Genomic DNA, 18903 nt, shown 5'->3' on the forward strand with positions numbered 1-18903 from the left:
TTTCAAGAGCCGAAAGCGCTGTGCGGAGGTTGAACGTGCGTACTTTGGACGATGTGGCCCTTCTGGTGGGCCGGCTGTGCTTCGCGGCCCTGTTCCTGCCCTCGGGCATCGGCAAGCTCGGCAATCTTGCCGGCTTTGCCGGATTCCTCGGCAGCAAGGGTCTTCCCGCGCCTCAGGTGCTGGCCGGCCTCTCCGCGGCGGTGGAGATCATCGGACCGCTGATGCTGATCCTCGGCCTGTTTCCGCGCATCACCGCTGTCGTGCTGGCGGGCTTCACCGTTGTGGCGACGCTGGTGTCCCACCAGTTCTGGGCCATGCCGGACGCCGCCGCCCAGTCGGCCCAGCAGATCCAGTTCCTGAAGAACGTCGCCATCGTCGGCGGCCTGATGCTCTATTTCGCCGCCGGCCCCGGCCCCTTCGCATTGGGGAAGAAAGAGCGCGTCTAATTCTTGCGCGCGCTGCCGCGCCGAAGGCGGTCCGAGCTTCGGATCGCCCGAGGCCGGCTCACTGGCCGCCGTAGCGGTGGAGTTCGGAGCCGTGGCGTCTGAGCCACGCCTCCGCTTCCCGCCGGGCTGGGCAGACCTGCTCCACCAGCCGCCAGAAGCGCGGACCGTGGTTCATCTCCAGACGGTGGGCCACCTCGTGGGCGGCGAGATAATCCAGCACCACCCGCGGCGCCAGGATGAGCCGCCAGGAGAAGGAGAGGTCGCCCCGGGCCGAGCAGGAGCCCCAGCGACTGGCGGTATCGCGCAGAGTGAGGCGACCGACCTCAACCTTGAGCGCTGCGGTATAGTGCTTCACCGCCGCGCCGAGGTCACGCCGCGCCTCCCGCTTCAGGAAGTCGAGCACCCGCCGCGCCACATGGGGCGCATCTCCGGCAACGCACAGGGTCGGCATTCCGCGCACCACCGGGCCGAACCAAACCGTGCCGCGGGCGTCGGGGCAATGGACGATGCGATGGGGATCGCCGCGCACGGGAATGACTGCGCCGTCCTCGAACGGCACAGCCTCCGGCAGCCGCACGAGGCGTACACGAACCCACTCGCGATGGCGCTCCACGAACGCGTGGGCGAAGGACAGCGGGACGTGGGGCGGTGCCGTCAGCGTGACATCGCGGGAAGTGGCGCGCACGCGCAAGGTCAGCCGCCGGGCTTGAGGGTGGCGGCGTACCGCGACACGCAACAGTTCGTCGTCGAGCATCAGCTCGATGGATTCCGCGCTTCTCGGGACGGGCGCAGTGCGGTCCTGACGGCGAAACAGCATGAGGCGACCGGGTCGACGAAAACTACCTCCGGTTATCTTCGCCGGAAACGAACCCGCCCGCCAGTGCTAAGTCGGAGCAAGCCGGGGATAAAACGCCGTGACGTTCTTGTTCATGCTGAACACGTCCGGTTCTTCGGCACCTCCCGCTGCGGGAGCCGGCCGCTCGATCACCGGGCGGCGGCGACCGTCCCGGGGCAGCTCCTGCGTCAGGATGAAGTCGGAGATGCGGGGCGCGATCTCCGAGCGGAAGCGCGAGCCGTTGAACACGCCATAATGGCCGACACCGGGCTGCTCCCAATGGGCGCGCATGTCCTCGGGAATCTTGGGGCACAGCTTGTGCGCGGCCTTGGTCTGCCCAATGCCCGAGATATCGTCCTTCTCGCCTTCCACGGTCATCAGCGCCACGCGGTGTATGGCGTCGGGCTTCACCGGTTGCGAATGGTGCATGATCTCGCCCTTGGGCAAGGCATGGGTGATGAAGACGTTTTCCACCGTCTCGAGGTAGAACTCGGCGGTGAGGTCCATGACGGCGAGATATTCGTCGTAGAAATCGCGGTGCTTCTCGGCCGAATCGCCGTCACCCTCCACCAGGTGGCGGAACAGGTCCCAATGGGCCTGCAGGTGGCGGTCGAGATTCATCGACATGAAGCCGTTCAGCTGCAGGAAGCCTGGATAGACCTCGCGCAGAGCGCCGGGGTGCGGCCACGGCACGGTCGTGATGACGTTGCGGCGGAACCACTCGATGCCGCGATCCTGGGCGAGGGCGTTCACGGCGGTCGGCGCCTCGCGGGTGTCGATCGGTCCGCCCATGAGCACCATCGACTTGGGAACGAACGGATCGTCCTCCGCCTCCATGCGGGCGACGGCCATCATCACCGGCACTGCGGGTTGGCACACGGCCATGACATGGCAATCGCCGCCCAGGCGGTGAAAGATGGAGATCAAATAGTCCACATAGTCGGACAGGCTGAAGCGCCCCTCGGCGAGGGGGATGAGCTTGGCGTCCAGCCAGTCGGTGACATAGACGTCGTGGGTGGGCAGCATGGCTTCAACCGTGCCGCGCAGCAGGGTCGCATGGTGACCGGACACCGGCGCGACGATGAGCAGACGGGGCTGCGGCCGGCGCGGCGGATATTCGAATGCACGCTCGAAGTGCAGCAGGTTGCAGAACGGACGCCGCCAGACGGTATTCACATGCACCGGAACGGTCTGGCCGCCGGCTACCGTGTGGGTGATCCCCCAGTCCGGCTTGCCGTAGCGGCGCGTGGTGCGCTCGAACAGCTCGCACGCCGCCGCCATGGACTTGCCGATGGTGGTATGGGAGACCGGATTGATGGGGTTCTTGAGGAACAGGCGGCTGGCGTCAGCCATCGCCCGCGACGGGTTGAGCGCCGCATATCCCATCTCGTACATCCAGTAGAGCGGGGTCGACATACCCACGTCGCCCTGGCGCGGCAGCCGGGTGGCGCTAGCGAACTCACCGATTGCCATCTGCGCTCCTCACCATTACTGCGCTCACTGAAGGCTGGCGCAATCGAGAAAGCGTGAGCCCACTCGCAGGTTTGGTCAATGCCGACAAAAGACATAGGCGGCTGTTGTGCCGGTGCTATGGCAGTAGCGCCACTATTCCCCTGCGTCAGGTCACGCGCCCCCGAACCGTCGTCCGGGGCGTGATGCGATGATCACTGCCTTTGTAACGCCGCCCACCGGCAGATCGTTCGGTCTGCGCCTCGACACCCTGATCCGCCTGCGCTGGCTCGCGGTGTCGGGTCAGATCGCAGCGCTGGTTGTGGTCAACCTGGGGCTCGGCTTTCCGCTGCCGCTCACCACCTGTCTCGCCGTCGTCGGCCTGTCGGCGGTGGTGAACGTGCTGCTGCGCATCAAATATCCGGTGGCGCGCCGGCTCGGCGACGCGGCGGCCGGGCCGCTGCTCGCCTACGACGTGCTCCAGCTCACCGCGCTGCTCTATCTCACGGGCGGGCTGAAGAATCCCTTCGTGCTGCTCTATCTGGCCCCGGTGATGATCTCGGCGACCGCGCTGGCCTGGAGCACCACCGTGCTGCTCGGCATCCTCGCGGTGGCCTGCGCCGGCGCGGTGGGGCTGTGGGCGCGGCCCCTGCCCTGGGTCGGCACGGACCTGCCGGTGTTGCCCGACCTCTATCTCGCGGGCATCTGGGTCTCGCTCTCGGTCGCGGTGGGGTTCATCGGCCTCCACGCCTGGCGCGTGGCGGAGGAGGCGCGGGAACTGGCCGACGCCCTGGCTGCGACGGAGCTGGTGCTGGCCCGCGAGCAGCACCTCACCGCCATCGACGGCCTCGCTGCCGCCGCCGCCCACGAACTGGGGACGCCCCTCTCCACCATCGCCCTGGTGGTTAAGGAGATGCAGCGCTCCATGGGCGATGCGAGCCCGCACAGCGAGGACGTGGCGCTCCTGCGCGACCAGGTGAACCGCTGCCGCGATATCCTCCAGACTCTCACATCGCTGCGCGCCGGCGACGCGCCGTTCGATCGCATGCCGCTGGCCTTGCTGCTTGAGGAAGTGGTCGAGCCGCACCGCAATTTCGGCATCACAATCGCCGTTTCGGTGAAGGATGATCCGCAGGCCCCGGTCATCGCGCGCAATCCGGGCCTGCTCTACGGGCTCGGCAACCTCGTGGAGAATGCGGTCGATTTCGCCGCCTCCCGGGTCGACATCAGCGCCCAGTGGACGCCGTCCGGCCTTGAGATCGTCGTCTCCGACGACGGCCCTGGCTTCGCGCCGGAGGTCTCCGCCCGCATCGGCCAGCCCTATGTTACGTCCCGCGCCCGGGACCGGCAGGAGCAGGACGAGCTCGACGGGGAAAGCGGCCTCGGTCTCGGCTTTTTCATCGCCAAGACTCTGTTGGAGCGCACGGGCGCCAATCTGACGTTCGAAAACCGCGCCCCGCCGGCTACCGGAGCCGTGATCGGCATTCACTGGCCGCGCAAGGCTCTCGCCATCGAAGCGGACGAACACGCGACAAAGGGACGCGGTTTGGATTAATCTACGGGCGGACAGGCGTAAAGAGCGGCCCGACTCGTGCTTGTTTGCCGGCATTGCCGGATCAGGGATTTGAGGTAAACGCGATGAACGAGATGCCAGAGGTAGGGGAAGAACGGTCGGTTCTGATCGTGGACGACGACCGGTCCTTCCTTCAGCGCCTCGCGCGGGCGATGGAGGCCCGGGGCTTCGAGGTGGCCACGGCCGAGACGGTGGCCGACGGCCTCGCCCGGGTGGAAACCTCGGCGCCCGCATTCGCGGTGGTGGACATGCGCCTCGGCGACGGCACCGGCCTCGACGTGATATCCGCGCTGAAGCGCCACCGCCCCGGCGCGCGCGCCATCGTGCTCACGGGCTACGGCAACATCGCCACCGCCGTCACGGCGGTAAAGCTCGGCGCGGTGGATTATCTCGCGAAGCCCGCCGACGCCGACGACGTGGTCGCCGCTTTGCTCGCCACTGCCGATCACAAGCCCACCCCGCCGGAGAACCCCATGTCGGCGGACCGGGTCCGGTGGGAGCATATCCAGCGGGTCTATGAATTGTGCGGCCGCAACGTCTCCGAGACGGCCCGCCGCCTCTCCATGCACCGCCGCACGCTCCAGCGCATCCTGGCCAAACGCGCCCCGCGGTAGCGGTTCGCTTTTTGGAGGCCTCGCGTCCTTCCGCGCTCCTCAGAGCTCCGCGCGCAGCAGGTCGGGGTCGTAGAGGACGGCGAGGCGGGTTGCCGCGGCGCGGGCGAAGCGCAGGGTCAGCGTCCTGCGGGTGGCCGCCGGCAATGCATGCAGCGGCGCTGGCCTCAGGCACTCTGCGCCGAAGGCGTCGGCCACCAGAAGGCCGGTGTCGTCGGGCAGGATCTCGAGCGGAAAGTCGAGCGGCACGGCGAACATCAGCCGGTCGCAGAAGGCGCGGTACTCCGGCCATTTGAAGTCGGCGCGAAAATCCGCCACCGACGACTTGATCTCGATGATGGTGATCTCGCCCTTGGCGCCCACGGCGAGAATGTCCGCCCGCCGGCCGGTGACGAGCGAGAATTCGGGCAGGCCCGCCATGCCGGCGAGCGCCAGGTGGCGCAACACGCCGCGCTGGACCGCCCGCGCGGTTTCCGACTGGCGGCCGTCCGGACGGGGCTCGGGCAGGAGCGTTCTCACGTGCGCCTCCTCACGTGTTCGCCTCCGCAACCTCCTGTGTCCCCACCGTCTCGGTGGGGGCGTAGGTCCGCTTGATGGCGGCATTCAATTCGCCGCCGAAGACGAAGATGGATGCGGTCAGGTAGAGGAACACCAGCGCGATCATGACCGAGGCGAGCCCCGCATAGGTGCTGACGTAATTGGCCGGGAATTCGGCGAGATAGAAGCCGAAGGCGCTAGCCGCCACCAGCCACAGGACGAGGGTGACCAGGATGCCGGGCGCCACCTCCGACAGGGTGCGCCGCCCCGCCGGCAGCCAGAGATGAGCGACCACCAGCGCCACCACCAACAGCGCCGCCGTCACGCCGAAACGCGCCGCCGTGATGGTGCCGGAAAGCGGCTTCAGCGCCGGAACCTGCGCCACCGCGGTCTGCCACAGAAGCGGGCCGAGCACGACGAGGAAGGACAGCGACAGCATGGAGACGGCCGCGACCAGCACGTAGCCAATGGATTCCAGCCTCAGCCAGTACCAGGAGCGCATTTCCTTCATGCCATAGGCGCGGTTGAGGCCGATCCTGAGGCTCTCCACACCGTTGGAGGAGAAGTACAGGGCCAGCACCACGCCGTAGGTGAGCACGTCGGTCCGCACCTGATTGACCACATTGTAGATCTCGCGGGAGATCGGCCCGGCCACCTGCTCCGGCCATGTTTCCAGGATGAGCTGGATGGTCTCTTGCGCCAGCGGCCGAAGGTCGAGGAAGCCGGCCAGGGCTGTGACGAAGATCAGGAACGGGAACAGGGACATGAGCGCGGAGAGGGCGATATGGCTCGCGATCGCCCAGCCGTCGTCGGCCGAGAAGGTCCAGAACGCGTCGAGCGCGATATGGTAGATGCGGCGCAGCATGAGGGCTCCGTTCCCCCGTGACATCGGGCTTTCCGTCGCGAATGGCAAGCGCGCACCGGCGCGGCGCACGGCCGGCTGGCGGCACCGCGCCCCTTGCGCTACAGCCGGCGCGCAGGACGGTTGACGCCGTGCCCCTGCACGGCTCCTCTTGAACCGCCCTGCCGAAGAGTCGCTCATGCTGTCACAGCCCGAGTCGCCTCCACCCGTTCCGCCGCTTGCGTCCGGGGCGTCTCAATCGCAGTTGCCGCCTGTCGAGGCGCCGCCTGCAGGGGAGCCGCAATCCGGTTCCCGACTCGCTGCCGCGCGGGCACGGCTCGGCGAACTGATCGGGCCCACCCACCTGAAGCTTGCCCTGCGTGCCACGATCGCCGGCCTCGCGGCCTATGGTCTCGCCTACGGGCTGAACCTGCCGAACGGATATTGGTCGGTGCTGACCGCGGTGGTGGTGGTGCAGGCGACCCTTGGTGCCAGTCTCGCCATGGCCATCGACCGCGCCCTCGGAACCGTGGCAGGCGGCATCGTGGGCGTCGCGGGGGCGATGTTCGCCGGGTCCTCGCAGATGCTGACCGTCCTCGCTCTGGCGGTTGCGCTGTTCCTCACCGCCGCCCTGGCGTCCCGCTCCGCCAGTTTCAAGCTTGCGCCCGTGACGGTCGTCATCGTGATGCTGGCGGCGCCCGGCCACGCGGAGCCCTGGGTCGCCGGCCTGCACCGCGTGTTCGAGATCGCCCTCGGTGGCGTGGTGGGCATGGCGTGCGCCATATTGATCCTGCCCGAGCGGGCGCTGTCCCGGCTCTTTCCCTATTGCGCCAAGGCGATGCGCCTGTCGGCGCGGTTGCTGGAACTGGGCCGCGACGGGGTGCTGGGCCGGGGCCTCGACCCGTCGGCGCTCGACCGGCTGAACGGCGGGGTGAGGCTCCTCCTGCGCCAGGCGGACGCCCGCATCGCCGAGGTGCGCACCGAGCAGGCAGGGCGGCTCAGCGGACAGGCGGATCCGGCGCCCGTGGTGCGCAGCAGCCGGCGGCTGTGGCATTCGGTCATCATCCTGCTGCGGCTCGCCGACCGTCCGCTCGACGCTGCGGTGGCAGCGCAGGTCGCGCCCGCGCTGGAGGCGGCGGTCGCCGCGCTCGGGGCGCGCATGCGCATCCTCGCCGACCGGCTCGACGCGCTCCCCGCACCCGACCAGGACACCACGGAGGAAATGGCGCGGGCGGCTGTGGCGGCGCTTGAGGCGCGGGCCGCCCAGCTGAACACCGAGGGCGCGTTCGGCGCCATGAGCCCGGAGACGCTCACGGCGCTGTTCTCGGCGGTGTCTGCCTGTCAGCACGTGCGGGAAAATCTGGACGACCTTGCCGCCCGCCTCGCCGAGGTCGAGGCGGCACGGCAGGCGTGAGCTGGAGCGGCGGCCGGGCCCGCCGTATCACACGGGCACCTCCGGAATCAGGCGTTGCCTTGGACCGGTTCCGAGGCAAGGATAGGCCAATTCCGCATCGCACAATTCAGGGGGAGAATTTATGTCCGCCAGCGCAGCCCTTCAGTCCGCCGCGACCGAGGATTTCGACGCCGTCGGTCTCGGCCGCACCGCGGCGGCGAGCCTGGAGCAGCTGCTGGCGGAGGCCACCTCCCTGGTGCGCGCCAAGGTCACCGAGGGCGGCCGCATCTCCTCCGTGCTGCTGGAGAAGGAGCAGCGCGCGACCCACGGCCTCGCGTGGTTCGCCACCTACGTCTTTTCCATCCGCGAGCTGGTGCATTACGCCGACCGCCTGACCGAGATGGGCAAGTTCGGCGAGACCGAGAAGCTGATCGTCCAGATCGGCCTGGGCGAATTTATCGCCCAGATCCTCGGCGGCATCCCCATGAGCCAGGGCGAGATCGTGCGGCTCGCCGACCTCTACGTGCCCGCCGGCACGGTCGCCGACCTGGCCGGCGAGCCGGCCATCGCAGCGCTGGCGGAGAAGGGCAACACCGCCGCGAGCCGGGCCGCGCTCGCCGACATCGTCCGCGACGCCCACCTCGCAGGCACCATCGGCGAGGCCGGCCTCGACGAGACCATGGAGGCCATGCGCACGGAGATGCACCGCTTCGTTGAAGCCGAGGTCGCCCCCCACGCCCACGAATGGCACCTGAAGAACGAATACATCCCGCTGGAGATCATCGCCCAACTCTCGGAGATGGGCGTTTTCGGCCTGACGATTCCGGAGGAGTTCGGCGGCCTCGGCCTGCCGAAGGAGGCCATGTGCGTCGTTACCGAGGAATTGTCCCGCGGCTATATCGGCGTCGGCTCGCTGGGCACCCGCTCGGAGATCGCCGCGGAGCTGATCCTCGCCGGCGGCACCGATGACCAGAAGGCCCATTACCTGCCCAAGCTCGCCTCCGGCGAGATCCTGCCAACTGCGGTGTTCACCGAGCCCAACACCGGCTCCGACCTTGCGTCGCTGCGCACCCGCGCGGTGAAGGAGGGCGACGTCTACAAGGTCAACGGCAACAAGACCTGGATCACCCATCCGGTGCGCGCCGACGTGATGACCCTGCTGGTGCGCACCAATCCGGCCGAGCCCGGCTACAAGGGCCTTTCGATCCTGCTCGCCGAGAAGCCGCGCGGCTCCGACGAGAACCCGTTCCCTGCCGAAGGCATGACCGGCGGTGAGATCGAGGTGCTCGGCTATCGCGGCATGAAGGAATACGAGATCGGCTTCGACGGCTTCACCGTGCCGGCGAAGAACCTGCTCGGCGGCGAGGAGGGGCAGGGCTTCAAGCAGCTCATGACCACCTTTGAGAGCGCCCGCATCCAGACCGCCGCCCGCGCCGTGGGCGTGGCCCAGGCAGCCATGGAGGTGGGCCTGAAATATGCCGAGGAGCGCATCCAGTTCGGCAAGGCGCTCATCAACTTCCCCCGCGTCGCCGACAAGATCGTGATGATGGCGGTGGAGACCATGATCGCCCGCCAGATCACTTATTTCGCCGCCCGCGCCAAGGACGAGGGGCGCCGCACCGACCTCGAGGCCGGCATGGCCAAGCTGCTCGGAGCCCGCGTCGCCTGGGCGGCGGCCGACAACGCCCTCCAGATCCACGGCGGCAACGGCTTCGCCCTGGAATATCCGGTGTCGCGCATCCTGTGCGACGCGCGCATCCTCAACATCTTCGAGGGCGCCGCGGAGATCCAGGCCCAGGTCATCGCCCGCCGCCTGCTCGACGGCGGCAACTGAGCCCAGCCCGCCGCTTTTGGTCCGCAGCGGCGCTCAGGCCTCGCCGGGGGGAAGATCGAGCAGCAGCGGCGCGTGCCCGGTGAGGGCCAGGAACGCCTCCAGACCCTCGGGCGTAAGCACGGTGGTGCGCGTGTTGGTGAGCGGGTGACAGCCCACCGCCACGGCGCGCATCAGGTCGGCGTCGAGGGCGACCTTCACCGCGCCGCCGGTATCGTTGGCGGCGGCGAGAAGGCTCACCGAACCGGGCAGCACCCCGAGATACTCGTACAGCGCCTCGGGCGAGGCGAAGGAGAGGGAGCCGCGGGCGCCCAGGGGCTCGCGCAGGGCCTTCAGGTTGACCGGCCGGTCCTCGGCGAGCACGACGAGGAAATAGCTCTTCTTGGAATCGCGCAGGAACAGGTTCTTGGTGTGGGCGCCGGGAATATCCCCTCGCAGCGCCTGAGATTCGGCCACGGTGTGCACCGCCGGGTGCTCATGGGTGGTGGCGGCGATGCCGTTGTGGGAGAGGTAGGCGAGGATCGTGTCCGGGGTGAAGGTCATGGCGGCTCTGGGCGGGCGGGCTGCGGAAGGGCGCACGAGAGGCGCGGTAACACCCTTAACGCGATTTCGGCTGGGTGGAAGACCGTCGCGCCGATGGCCGCCAGAACGACCGACGCGGGCGTTCAGAGACAACGACGGGGGCGTGTCGCCACGCCCCCGTGCTGTGCTGTCCCGAACACGCCCCCCCGTGCGGATCAGCGCAGCTGGGTGAGGCAGCTGCCGGCCGATTCGGCGGCGCTACGGGCGTTGGCCATGGGGACGGTTCCCGCCTGGACGAGTGCCTTGGTCTTGTCGGCCACGAGGCCGCGCGGGTCGGTGGCGCCAGCGAAGCCGGGCGCAGCGGCCGCGTAGATGGCCTTGGCGTCGGCGCCGAGCGAGGCGGCGCACTTGTCGGCGGCGGCCTTATCGGCGAGAGCCGGCGCGGCGAAGGCGGCAGTGAGGGCGACGGCGGCGAGGAAGGACTTCATGGATCAGGCCTCTTTCTGCAGGTAAGCTCAGCGCACGCCCACGCGGTTCACCGGGCCGCCGGCGTTCACGCCGACGCCCGGAGCGACGCCCACGCCGGGGGCGCCTACCCCGACACCCGGGGTGACACCCACGCCGGGCGCGCCTGCGCCGGCTACGCAACCTGCGGGATAGCCGGGGCGCGTGCAATAGACCGCGGCGCGGGCGGCCGGCGCCGGCCGGGCGACGCAGCCCTTCGGAATGCCGACGGCGCGGCAATAGACCACCGCCTCGGCGGTGGTGGGGAGTGCCAGCGTGAGCGTGGCCGCCGGCAGCAGGGCCGACAGGATCAGGGAGCGCAGTCGCATGGCGAGCCTCGGTTTTGTTTCGGTGACTGTGGGTTAGCTAGAGGCCATGCTGGCCACCCACAATGGCGAATCTTGACCCGATCGCGGCAGTTGTTGCCGGGGCGGACGATTTGGGAGGGACCTTTGGCGGAAGCGGCGGTAGCACGGCCCGAAGCGGAACATTCGTGGCTTGATACGGCGCGCGACCCGCGCACGCGGGAGGTCCTGCTCGCCCATCCCGACTTTCCCCGCGCCCTCGCCCGCCTCGCCGCCGGCATGACCGGGCTCTACAGCGGCAACCGCCTGCTCAACCGCCTGCTCAGCGACCGGGGCCGCAACGTCTTTGGCCTCCTGCTGCTCTATCTCGACGCGTTGCCGCCGGCGGAGGGCGGCGGCCTCACCGCCGCGCGCCTCGCCGGCCTGTGCACCATGACGGGCCTGTGCAGCCGGGGTCGCGCCAAGGCCATCCTGGCGCTGATGCGCTGGGGCGGCTACGTGGCGCCCGCGGCACCGGGCGACGACCGGCGGATCAAGCCTCTCGTCCCCCAGCCGCGGCTCTACGCCCTGCAGAAGAGCCGATGGACCGTGCTGTTTGGCGCCATCGGCCTCATCGACCCTGACATGGCGCGGGTTCCCGCGCGGCTCGATGACGACGCCTTCGTGCGGGCGCTGGTGATCGTTCTGGCGCAGAGCTATTGCGCCGGCTACCGCGTCATCTCCGCTGCCCCCGTGCTCGACGATCTGGTGGACCACGACAGCGCCCTCATGGTGCTGCTGATGCTGCTCGCCAGCGAGGGGAACGGCACCGCGCCCCCGGCCATCGCCGATCTCGCCCGCCGCTTCCACGTCTCGCGCGCCCATGTGCTGCATCTCCTGCGCCTGTGCGAGGAGCGGGGCCTGGTGGAGCGCGGCGCTCGCGGCGCGGGCCGGCTGTCGCCGGCGGGACGCGACGCGCTGGCGCAGTTCTTCGCCGGCATCTTCGCCCTGATGGCGGGGGCCGCCCGCGCGGCGGAGGCGCGCCTTCTCGCCGCGTGAATTCACCTTCGCCCCCCGCGCCCTTTCGCTCCTGCACAATTTCCTTAAGACTAACGTCGAAGCGTGGTGCAACGCGGCAGGGGGCGGGGATGAGCGGGATGGGCGCGGCAGGGCTGGACGGCGCCGGGGAAACGGCGGTGCGCGACGAGGACGTGAAAGACCAGCCCTTGCGCGACGACATCCGCCTGCTCGGCCGGATCCTCGGCGATACGGTGCGCGAGCAGGAGGGCGAGGAGGTGTTCGACCTGGTGGAGCGCATCCGCCAGCTGTCCATCCGCTTTCACCGCGACGACGATCAGGCCGCGCGGGCCGAGCTGGGCGCGGTGCTGGGCGACCTTCCGGCGGAGCGCGCGCTCGATATCATCCGCGCCTTCAGCTATTTCTCCCACCTCGCCAACATTGCCGAGGACCAGCACCACATCCGCCGCAACCGGGCCCACGCCATCGCTGGCTCGGCACCGCGGGCAGGCAGCCTCGCCTATGCCTTTTCGCGGGCGGAGGCGCTGGGCATCGGGCGGGATGCGCTGGTGGACTTTTTCGCCGGTGCCCGCATCAGCCCCGTGCTCACCGCCCATCCCACCGAGGTCCGGCGCAAGAGCACGCTGAACCGCGAGATGGAGATCGCCGGCGAGCTCGACCGACGCGAGCGGGTGGTGCCGACGCCCACGGAGCTGGAGGAGGGCGAAGACACGCTGCGCCGCGCGGTGCTGACGCTGTGGCAGACGGCGCTGCTCCGCCGCATCAAGCTCACCGTGCTGGACGAGGTGGCCAACGGCCTCTCTTATTACGACTACACCTTCCTCACCGAGCTGCCCCGGCTCTATTGCGCCATTGAGGATCGCCTTGCGGCGGACGGCACCGAGGTGGAGCTGCCCTCCTTCCTGCGCATCGGCAGCTGGATCGGCGGCGACCGCGACGGCAACCCCTTCGTCACCGCGGACGTGCTGAAGGAGACGGTGCGCCTCCACCGCGACCGCATCCTCAACCATTACGAGCAAGAGCTGGTGGAACTCGGCGCCGAGCTGTCGCTGGCGCAACGGCTTGTGGACGTCTCCAACGCACTCACCGACCTCGCGTCGCGCTCGCCCGATCGCTCGCAGGAGCATCGCGAGGAGCCCTATCGCCTCGCCCTTGCCTATGTGCGCGGCCGGCTCCGGGCCACCTCCCGCCGGCTGCGGGGCAAGCAGCTGGAGGCCGATGGCCTTGAGCCCTATCCCACGGCGCGGGATTTCCGCGCCGATCTCGACATCATCCACGACTCGCTCAGCGTCAACGGCTCGAAGGTGTTGGCGCGCGGCCGGCTGCGGCGGCTGCGGCGGGCCGCCGACTGCTTCGGCTTCCACCTCGCCTGTCTCGACCTGAGGCAGAATTCGGACGTGCACGAGCGCGTGGTGGGCGAGCTGTTCGAGAAGGTGAGCCCCGGAACGAACTATGCCGGCCTCGACGAAGAGGCCCGCATCGCCCTGCTGCTCAGGGAGCTCGCCACCGCCCGGCCGCTGGCCTCGTCCTTCATCGCCTATTCCGAGGAGACGCAGTCGGAATTCGCCATCCTGCGCGAGGCAGCGGCGGCACATCGCGCGCTCGGGCCGGTGGTGATCCCCAACTGCATCATCTCGAAGGCCGAGGGCGTCTCCGACCTGCTGGAGGTCGCTCTGCTGCTCAAGGAGGTGGGCCTCGTCACCTGCGACGGCGCGGGCGGGCTCACCGGCGCGGTCAACGTCATTCCCCTGTTCGAGACCATCTCGGATCTCAAGGCCTGCGCCAAGGTGATGGACCGGGCCTTCTCCATTCCCGCCTATCGCCAGCTGGTGGCGAGCCGTGGCGGCGAGCAGGAGGTGATGCTCGGCTACTCGGACTCCAACAAGGACGGCGGCTTCGTCACCTCCGGCTGGGAATTGTACAAGGCGGAGATCGGCCTCATCGAGGTGTTCCGCGCCCACGGCGTGCGCCTGCGCCTGTTCCACGGCCGCGGCGGCTCCGTGGGCCGCGGCGGCGGGCCGAGCTACGACGCCATCCTTGCCCAGCCGGGCGGCGCGGTGAACGGCCAGATCCGCATCACCGAGCAGGGCGAGATCATCGCCTCCAAATATTCCAACCCGGACGTCGGCCGACGCAACCTGGAGATCCTCGTCTCCGCGACGCTGGAGGCGTCTCTCCTCCAGCCCCAATACAATGCGCCACGCACCGAGTTCCTCACCGCCATGGAGGACATCTCGGACACCGCCTTCGCCGCCTACCGCAACCTCGTGTACGAGACCGAGGGCTTCGAGGATTATTTCTGGTCGTCCACCGTCATCAACGAGATCGCGACGCTGAACATCGGCTCGCGTCCGGCCTCCCGCGCCAAGACGCGGTCCATCGAGAAGCTGCGCGCCATTCCCTGGGTGTTCTCCTGGGCCCAATGCCGGCTGATGCTGCCGGCGTGGTACGGCTTCGGCACGGCGGTGGAGGCCTTCGTGGAGCGCCGGCCGGACTACGGCCTCTCCTTCCTGAAGGCGATGCACCGCGAATGGCCGTTCTTCCGCACACTTTTGTCCAACATGGACATGGTGCTGGCGAAGAGCTCCATCGCCATCGCCTCACGCTATGCGGAGCTCGTTCCGGACGAAGAGCTGCGCGCCGCCATCTTCGGCCGTATCCGCGCCGAATATGAGCTGACGCTCAAGCACCTCAACGCCATCATGGACCAGCAGAAGCTGCTGGAGGGCAACCCGCTGCTGGATCGCTCCATCCGCAACCGCTTCCCCTATCTCGATCCGCTCAACCATTTGCAGGTGGAGCTGCTACGCCAGCACCGCGCGAGCCCCGGCGACGACCGGGTGCTGCATGGCATCCAGCTGTCCATCAACGGCATCTCGGCGGGCCTGCGCAACTCGGGATGAGGCGTCGCGCCCCAGCCCCGAGTCGAGTGCCACGGCTCAGGCGCGCAGGGTGGCGCCGGTCTTCTTCGCCACCTCGGCGACGATGCGGCCGGCAACGTCCTCGATCTCCTTGTCGGTGAGGGTGCGCTCGCGCGGCTGGAGGGTCACCTCCAGCGCCACCGACTTCTTGTCGGGGTCGATGCCCTTGCCCTCGTAGAGGTCGAACACGCCGACGCCGGAGACGAGCTTCTTGTCCGCTCCCTGCGCCGCCCGAAGGATGTCGGCTGCGGCGACCTCCCGGCCCACCAGGAAGGCGAAGTCGCGCTTCACCGGCTGGAAGGGGGAGAGGTCGAGGGCGGGCTTCACCCGCGTCGCCTTCGCCTTGGGCTCGGGGATGCGGTCGAGCACGATCTCGAACCCCACCAGCGGGCCGGACACGTCCAGCGCCTCCAGTACGGCGGGATGGATCTCGCCGAAATGGGCCATGGCGTTGGAGCCGAGCCGCAGCGTGCCGGACCGGCCGGGGTGATACCAGCCGGGCGCATCGGTGGTGACCTGGAGGTTGGCCACCGGAGCGCCGCAGGCGGCAAGGGCCGCATAGGCGTCGGCCTTGGCGTCGAAGGCGTCCACCGCTGCCGCATTGCCGGCCCAGTGGCGGCCGGCGCCGGCGGGCCGGGCGGTACCGCGGCGGATCCCGGCGGCGACCTGACGCTGGTCGCTCGGCCTGTCGCCGGCGAAGGTCTGGCCCACCTCGAACAGGGCCACGTCCGCAAAGCCACGTGCCGCATTGGCGCCCGATGCCTTGATGAGGCCGGGCAGGAGGCTCGGCCGCATGTCGGAGAGGTCCGCCGCGATGGGATTGGACAGGGCCACCTGGGGCGCGCCGCCGCCGAACAGCACCGCCGCCTCGTGGGAGACGAAGGACCAGGTGACGGCCTCCACCATGCCGCGGGCGGCGAGTGCGCGGCGGGCCTTGCGGCTCCTCATCTGGAGCGGAGTCAGCACGGCCTTGCGCGCATCGGCGCCGCGGGGCAGCTCGGTGGAGGGCACCCGCTCGAGGCCGAGGATGCGCACCACCTCTTCCACGAGGTCGGCCTTGCCCTCGATGTCGCCGCGCCAGGACGGCGGCACCACCTCCAGCACTGGCGCTTCGCCCGAAAGCGCAAAGCCGAGATTTTCCAGCACCGCGCGGACCTCGGTCTCGGAGGCGTCGAGCCCGGACAGGCGCTTCACCTCGGAGAGCGGGAAGGCAATGGTGCGGGTGGTGTCGGGAATTGCGCCGGCCAGCACGAGATCGGACGGGCTGCCGCCGCACAGCTCGGTGACGAGATGGGTGGCAAGGTCCAGCCCCGGCAGGGTGAAGGCCGGATCCACGCCGCGCTCGAAGCGGAAGCGTGCGTCGGAATTGATGGAGAGCTTGCGCCCGGTGTGGGCGATGTTGATGGCGTCCCACAAAGCGGATTCGATCACCACGTCGGTGGTGGTCTCGTCGCAGCCTGAGGCCTCGCCGCCCATGATGCCGGCGAGGCTTTCGACGCCCTTGTCGTCGGCGATGACGCACATGCTCTCGTCGAGCGTGTAGGTCTTGCCGTCGAGGGCCAGCAGCGTCTCTCCACCCTTCGCCCGCCGCACCACGAGGTTGCCCTTCACCTTCTTCAGATCGAAGACGTGAAGCGGCCGGTTGCGGTCGAAGGTCAAGAAATTGGTGATGTCCACCAGAGCGTTGATCGGCCGCAAGCCAATCGCGCGCAGGCGGTCCTGCAGCCACTGGGGCGAGGGGCCGTTCGTCACGCCCTTCACCACCCGCAAGGCAAAGGCAGGGCACAAGGGGGAAGTGGCGCCGAACTCCAGCGTCACGCCGACCGGGGAGGGGAAGGCGCCCTCGATCGGCTTGACCCGCGGCGCCATTAATTCGCCGAGCCCGGCCGCGGCCAGGTCACGGGCGACGCCGGAGACGCCGAGGCAATCAGCGCGGTTGGGCGTCACCGCGATTTCGATCACCGGGTCGTTCAGCCCCAGCACTTCGGCGAACGGTGCGCCCACGGGGGCGTCGGCCGGCAGCTCTATGATGCCCTCATGCTCTTCCGACAGGCCCATCTCGCGGGCCGAGCAGAGCATGCCGCGGCTTTCCACGTCGCGGATCTTGCCGATCTTCAGTTCGGTGCCGGTGGCGGGGATCACCGTGCCGGGCGCCGCGAAGACGGTCTTCAGGCCCGCCCGCGCATTGGGCGCGCCGCACACCACCTGGATGGGCTCGCCCTTGCCGATGGAGACGGTGCAGACGCGCAGCTTGTCCGCGTTCGGATGCTTCTCGGCGGTCAGCACTTCGCCCACCACGAAGGGGGCGAGCTGCTTCGCCTTGTCCTCCACGCCCTCGACCTCCAGGCCGATGAGGGAAAGGCGTTCGACGATCTCGTCGAACGAGGCGGTGGGCTCGAGGTGGTCCTTGAGCCAGGAGTAGGTGAATTTCATCGGTCCTGCTCCTTACGCGCTCAAGCCGCCGGCCAGCGTCGGGAAGTCCAGCGGGCGGAAGCCGTAGTGGGAGAGCCAGCGTACGTCGGCCTCGAAGAAGGCCCGAAGGTCGCTCATGCCGTATTTGAGCATGGCGATCCGATCGATGCCCATGCCCCAGGCAAAGCCCTGGTATTCGTCCGGGTCGATCCCGCAGTTCCTGAGCACGTTGGGATGCACCATCCCGCAGCCGAGGATCTCCAGCCAGTCATTGCCCTCGCCGAACCGGATCTCGCCGGGACGGGAGCGGTCGCACTGGATGTCGACTTCCATGGACGGCTCGGTGAAGGGGAAAAAGGAGGGGCGGAAGCGCATCTTCACGCCCTCCACCTCGAAGAAGGACTTGCAGAACTCCTCCAGCACCCACTTCAGGTGCCCAAGGTGCGCGCCCTTGTCGATCACCAGCCCTTCCACCTGATGGAACATGGGGGTGTGGGTCTGGTCCGAATCGCAGCGATAGGTCCGGCCGGGGCAGATGACGCGGATGGGCGGCGTCTTCGTCTGCATGGTGCGCACCTGCACCGGCGAGGTGTGGGTGCGCAGCACCTTGCGCTCGCCGTCGGGGCCGGGGGGCAGGAAGAAGGTGTCGTGCATCTCCCGCGCCGGATGCCCGGCGGGGAAGTTGAGCGCGGTGAAATTGTGGAAGTCGTCCTCGATGTCGGGCCCCTCCGCCACCGAGAAGCCCATGTCGGCGAAGATGGCGGTGAGCTCTTCCGTCACCTGGGCGATGGGATGCACCCGCCCGAGCTCGGCAGCGGCTTCGCGCACCGGGAGCGTCATGTCCACGCGCTCGGTGGCGAGGCGCGCCTCCAAGGCGGCGGATTTCAGCGCGGCGCGGCGATGGGAGAGCAGGCCCTGCACCCGGTCGCGCAGGCCGTTGATGGCGGGGCCCATCACCTTGCGCTCGTCCGGGCTCATGCCGCCCAGCGACTTCAGCAGCTCGGAGACCGAGCCCTTCTTGCCGAGGGCGGAGATGCGAACCTCCTCCAGGGCGGCTTCGTCGCCGGTGTGGAGGATGGCGCTCTCGATGTCCTCTTCCAGGGCCGAGAGGGTGCTCTGGTCGGTCACGGCAGTGTCGGACATGGGACGTCCCTGAATTTCCCGATCGCGCCGCATGGCGTCACGCGCGAGGTCTGCGAACGGTCGCGCCGCTTATAAACGGGGCGCGCCCAATGGCAAAAGCCCCGGACGGACGATCCGCACGGGGCTCTTGAAGGTCTCGGAAAGACGGGGGGAGAAAGGGGGCGCTCGGACGAGCGCCTGTCGACCTGGGCGGCGCTCAGGCGAGCGCGGCCTTGGCCTTCTCCACCAGGGCCTTGAACGCGTCGGGCTCGTGGATGGCGATATCCGAGAGCACCTTCCGGTCGACCTCGATCCCGGCCTTGCCGAGACCGTCGATAAATCGCGAATAGGTCAGATCGAGATCGAGCGCGCGCACGCCGGCATTGATGCGCTGGATCCAGAGCGCGCGGAAATTGCGCTTCTTAACCTTGCGATCACGGTAGGCATACTGCATCGACCGTTCGACGGCCGACTTCGCAGCGCGGATGGTGTTCTTGCGACGGCCGTAAAAGCCCTTGGCGGCTTTGAAGACCTTCTTGTGCTTGGCGTGTGAGGTAACGCCACGTTTCACGCGGGCCATGGAA

Annotated in this window: 17 protein-coding genes; 7 read left to right on the plus strand and 10 right to left on the minus strand. The window is 68.8% G+C overall.

Annotation, left to right across the window (positions count from 1 at the left end; genetic code table 11):
• Window positions 1-35: 35 nt before the first annotated feature.
• Window positions 36-446 (plus strand): DoxX family protein, encoded by a 411-nt coding sequence (locus ABLE93_RS11575; RefSeq protein ID WP_348839952.1) that lies wholly within the window; start codon window positions 36-38, stop codon window positions 444-446.
• 58 nt (window positions 447-504) lie between these two features.
• Here ABLE93_RS11575 and ABLE93_RS11580 read toward each other — a convergent pair whose 3' ends face one another.
• Both ABLE93_RS11580 and ABLE93_RS11585 read right to left on the minus strand, forming a co-directional pair.
• Window positions 505-1200 (minus strand): M48 family metallopeptidase, encoded by a 696-nt coding sequence (locus ABLE93_RS11580; protein WP_348839953.1) that lies wholly within the window; start codon window positions 1198-1200, stop codon window positions 505-507.
• A gap of 129 nt (window positions 1201-1329) precedes the next feature.
• Entirely contained in the window at window positions 1330-2754 is a 1425-nt protein-coding gene (locus ABLE93_RS11585; protein WP_348839954.1) for a polyhydroxyalkanoate depolymerase, read from the minus strand.
• Window positions 2755-2941: 187 nt separating this feature from the next.
• Between ABLE93_RS11585 and ABLE93_RS11590 the strand changes: the two genes are divergently transcribed.
• On the plus strand, window positions 2942-4285 hold the full coding sequence (locus ABLE93_RS11590; protein ID WP_348839955.1) for an ActS/PrrB/RegB family redox-sensitive histidine kinase: 1344 nt from the start codon (window positions 2942-2944) through the stop codon (window positions 4283-4285).
• Between the two features lie 83 nt (window positions 4286-4368).
• Entirely contained in the window at window positions 4369-4917 is a 549-nt protein-coding gene (locus ABLE93_RS11595) for an ActR/PrrA/RegA family redox response regulator transcription factor (protein WP_348839956.1), read from the plus strand.
• Between the two features lie 39 nt (window positions 4918-4956).
• On the opposite strand, the gene ABLE93_RS11600 is transcribed toward ABLE93_RS11595, so the two are convergent.
• Together ABLE93_RS11600 and ABLE93_RS11605 are read right to left on the minus strand one after the other, a co-directional pair.
• Window positions 4957-5433: an MmcB family DNA repair protein gene (locus ABLE93_RS11600; protein ID WP_348839957.1), complete on the minus strand. Its 477-nt coding sequence runs from the start codon at window positions 5431-5433 to the stop codon at window positions 4957-4959.
• A gap of 10 nt (window positions 5434-5443) precedes the next feature.
• Window positions 5444-6316, minus strand: coding sequence for a YihY/virulence factor BrkB family protein (locus tag ABLE93_RS11605; RefSeq protein WP_348839958.1), 873 nt, complete (start codon window positions 6314-6316; stop codon window positions 5444-5446).
• Between the two features lie 241 nt (window positions 6317-6557).
• Here ABLE93_RS11605 and ABLE93_RS11610 point away from each other — a divergent pair, with 241 nt between their 5' ends.
• Entirely contained in the window at window positions 6558-7706 is a 1149-nt protein-coding gene (locus ABLE93_RS11610; protein WP_348839959.1) for an FUSC family protein, read from the plus strand.
• A gap of 121 nt (window positions 7707-7827) precedes the next feature.
• Complete coding sequence (locus ABLE93_RS11615; RefSeq protein ID WP_348839960.1) at window positions 7828-9519, plus strand: acyl-CoA dehydrogenase family protein; 1692 nt, start codon at window positions 7828-7830, stop codon at window positions 9517-9519.
• A gap of 33 nt (window positions 9520-9552) precedes the next feature.
• On the opposite strand, the gene ABLE93_RS11620 is transcribed toward ABLE93_RS11615, so the two are convergent.
• From ABLE93_RS11620 to ABLE93_RS11630, 3 genes are all read right to left on the minus strand, one after another.
• Window positions 9553-10059, minus strand: a complete 507-nt coding sequence (locus ABLE93_RS11620) for a prolyl-tRNA synthetase associated domain-containing protein (RefSeq protein WP_348839961.1) — start codon at window positions 10057-10059, stop codon at window positions 9553-9555.
• 194 nt (window positions 10060-10253) lie between these two features.
• Complete coding sequence (locus ABLE93_RS11625) at window positions 10254-10526, minus strand: hypothetical protein (protein ID WP_348839962.1); 273 nt, start codon at window positions 10524-10526, stop codon at window positions 10254-10256.
• 27 nt (window positions 10527-10553) lie between these two features.
• The gene (locus ABLE93_RS11630) at window positions 10554-10871 is read right to left on the minus strand and encodes a hypothetical protein (protein ID WP_348839963.1); all 318 of its coding nucleotides are present in this window, start codon (window positions 10869-10871) and stop codon (window positions 10554-10556) included.
• Window positions 10872-10994: 123 nt separating this feature from the next.
• Here ABLE93_RS11630 and ABLE93_RS11635 point away from each other — a divergent pair, with 123 nt between their 5' ends.
• Window positions 10995-11885 carry a helix-turn-helix domain-containing protein gene (locus tag ABLE93_RS11635; protein ID WP_348839964.1) on the plus strand — a complete coding sequence of 297 codons (891 nt, stop codon included), beginning with the start codon at window positions 10995-10997 and terminating at the stop codon, window positions 11883-11885.
• An 89-nt stretch (window positions 11886-11974) separates the two neighbouring features.
• Window positions 11975-14767 carry a phosphoenolpyruvate carboxylase gene (gene ppc, locus ABLE93_RS11640; RefSeq protein WP_510183012.1) on the plus strand — a complete coding sequence of 931 codons (2793 nt, stop codon included), beginning with the start codon at window positions 11975-11977 and terminating at the stop codon, window positions 14765-14767.
• Window positions 14768-14803: 36 nt separating this feature from the next.
• Here the strand turns inward: ppc and pheT are convergent, their stop codons facing one another.
• The 3 genes from pheT to rplT all read right to left on the minus strand — a co-directional run bounded on the left by pheT (window position 14804) and on the right by rplT (window position 18899).
• A complete protein-coding gene (gene pheT, locus ABLE93_RS11645) occupies window positions 14804-17218 on the minus strand; it encodes a phenylalanine--tRNA ligase subunit beta (RefSeq protein ID WP_348839965.1) in 2415 nt (804 codons plus the stop codon).
• Window positions 17219-17230: 12 nt separating this feature from the next.
• Complete coding sequence (gene pheS, locus ABLE93_RS11650) at window positions 17231-18340, minus strand: phenylalanine--tRNA ligase subunit alpha (RefSeq protein ID WP_348839966.1); 1110 nt, start codon at window positions 18338-18340, stop codon at window positions 17231-17233.
• Between the two features lie 196 nt (window positions 18341-18536).
• A complete protein-coding gene (rplT, locus tag ABLE93_RS11655) occupies window positions 18537-18899 on the minus strand; it encodes a 50S ribosomal protein L20 (protein ID WP_121622522.1) in 363 nt (120 codons plus the stop codon).
• Between the last annotated feature and the right edge of the window lie 4 nt (window positions 18900-18903).

This window comes from Xanthobacter pollutisoli (genome assembly GCF_040044995.1).
GTDB lineage: Bacteria > Pseudomonadota > Alphaproteobacteria > Rhizobiales > Xanthobacteraceae > Xanthobacter.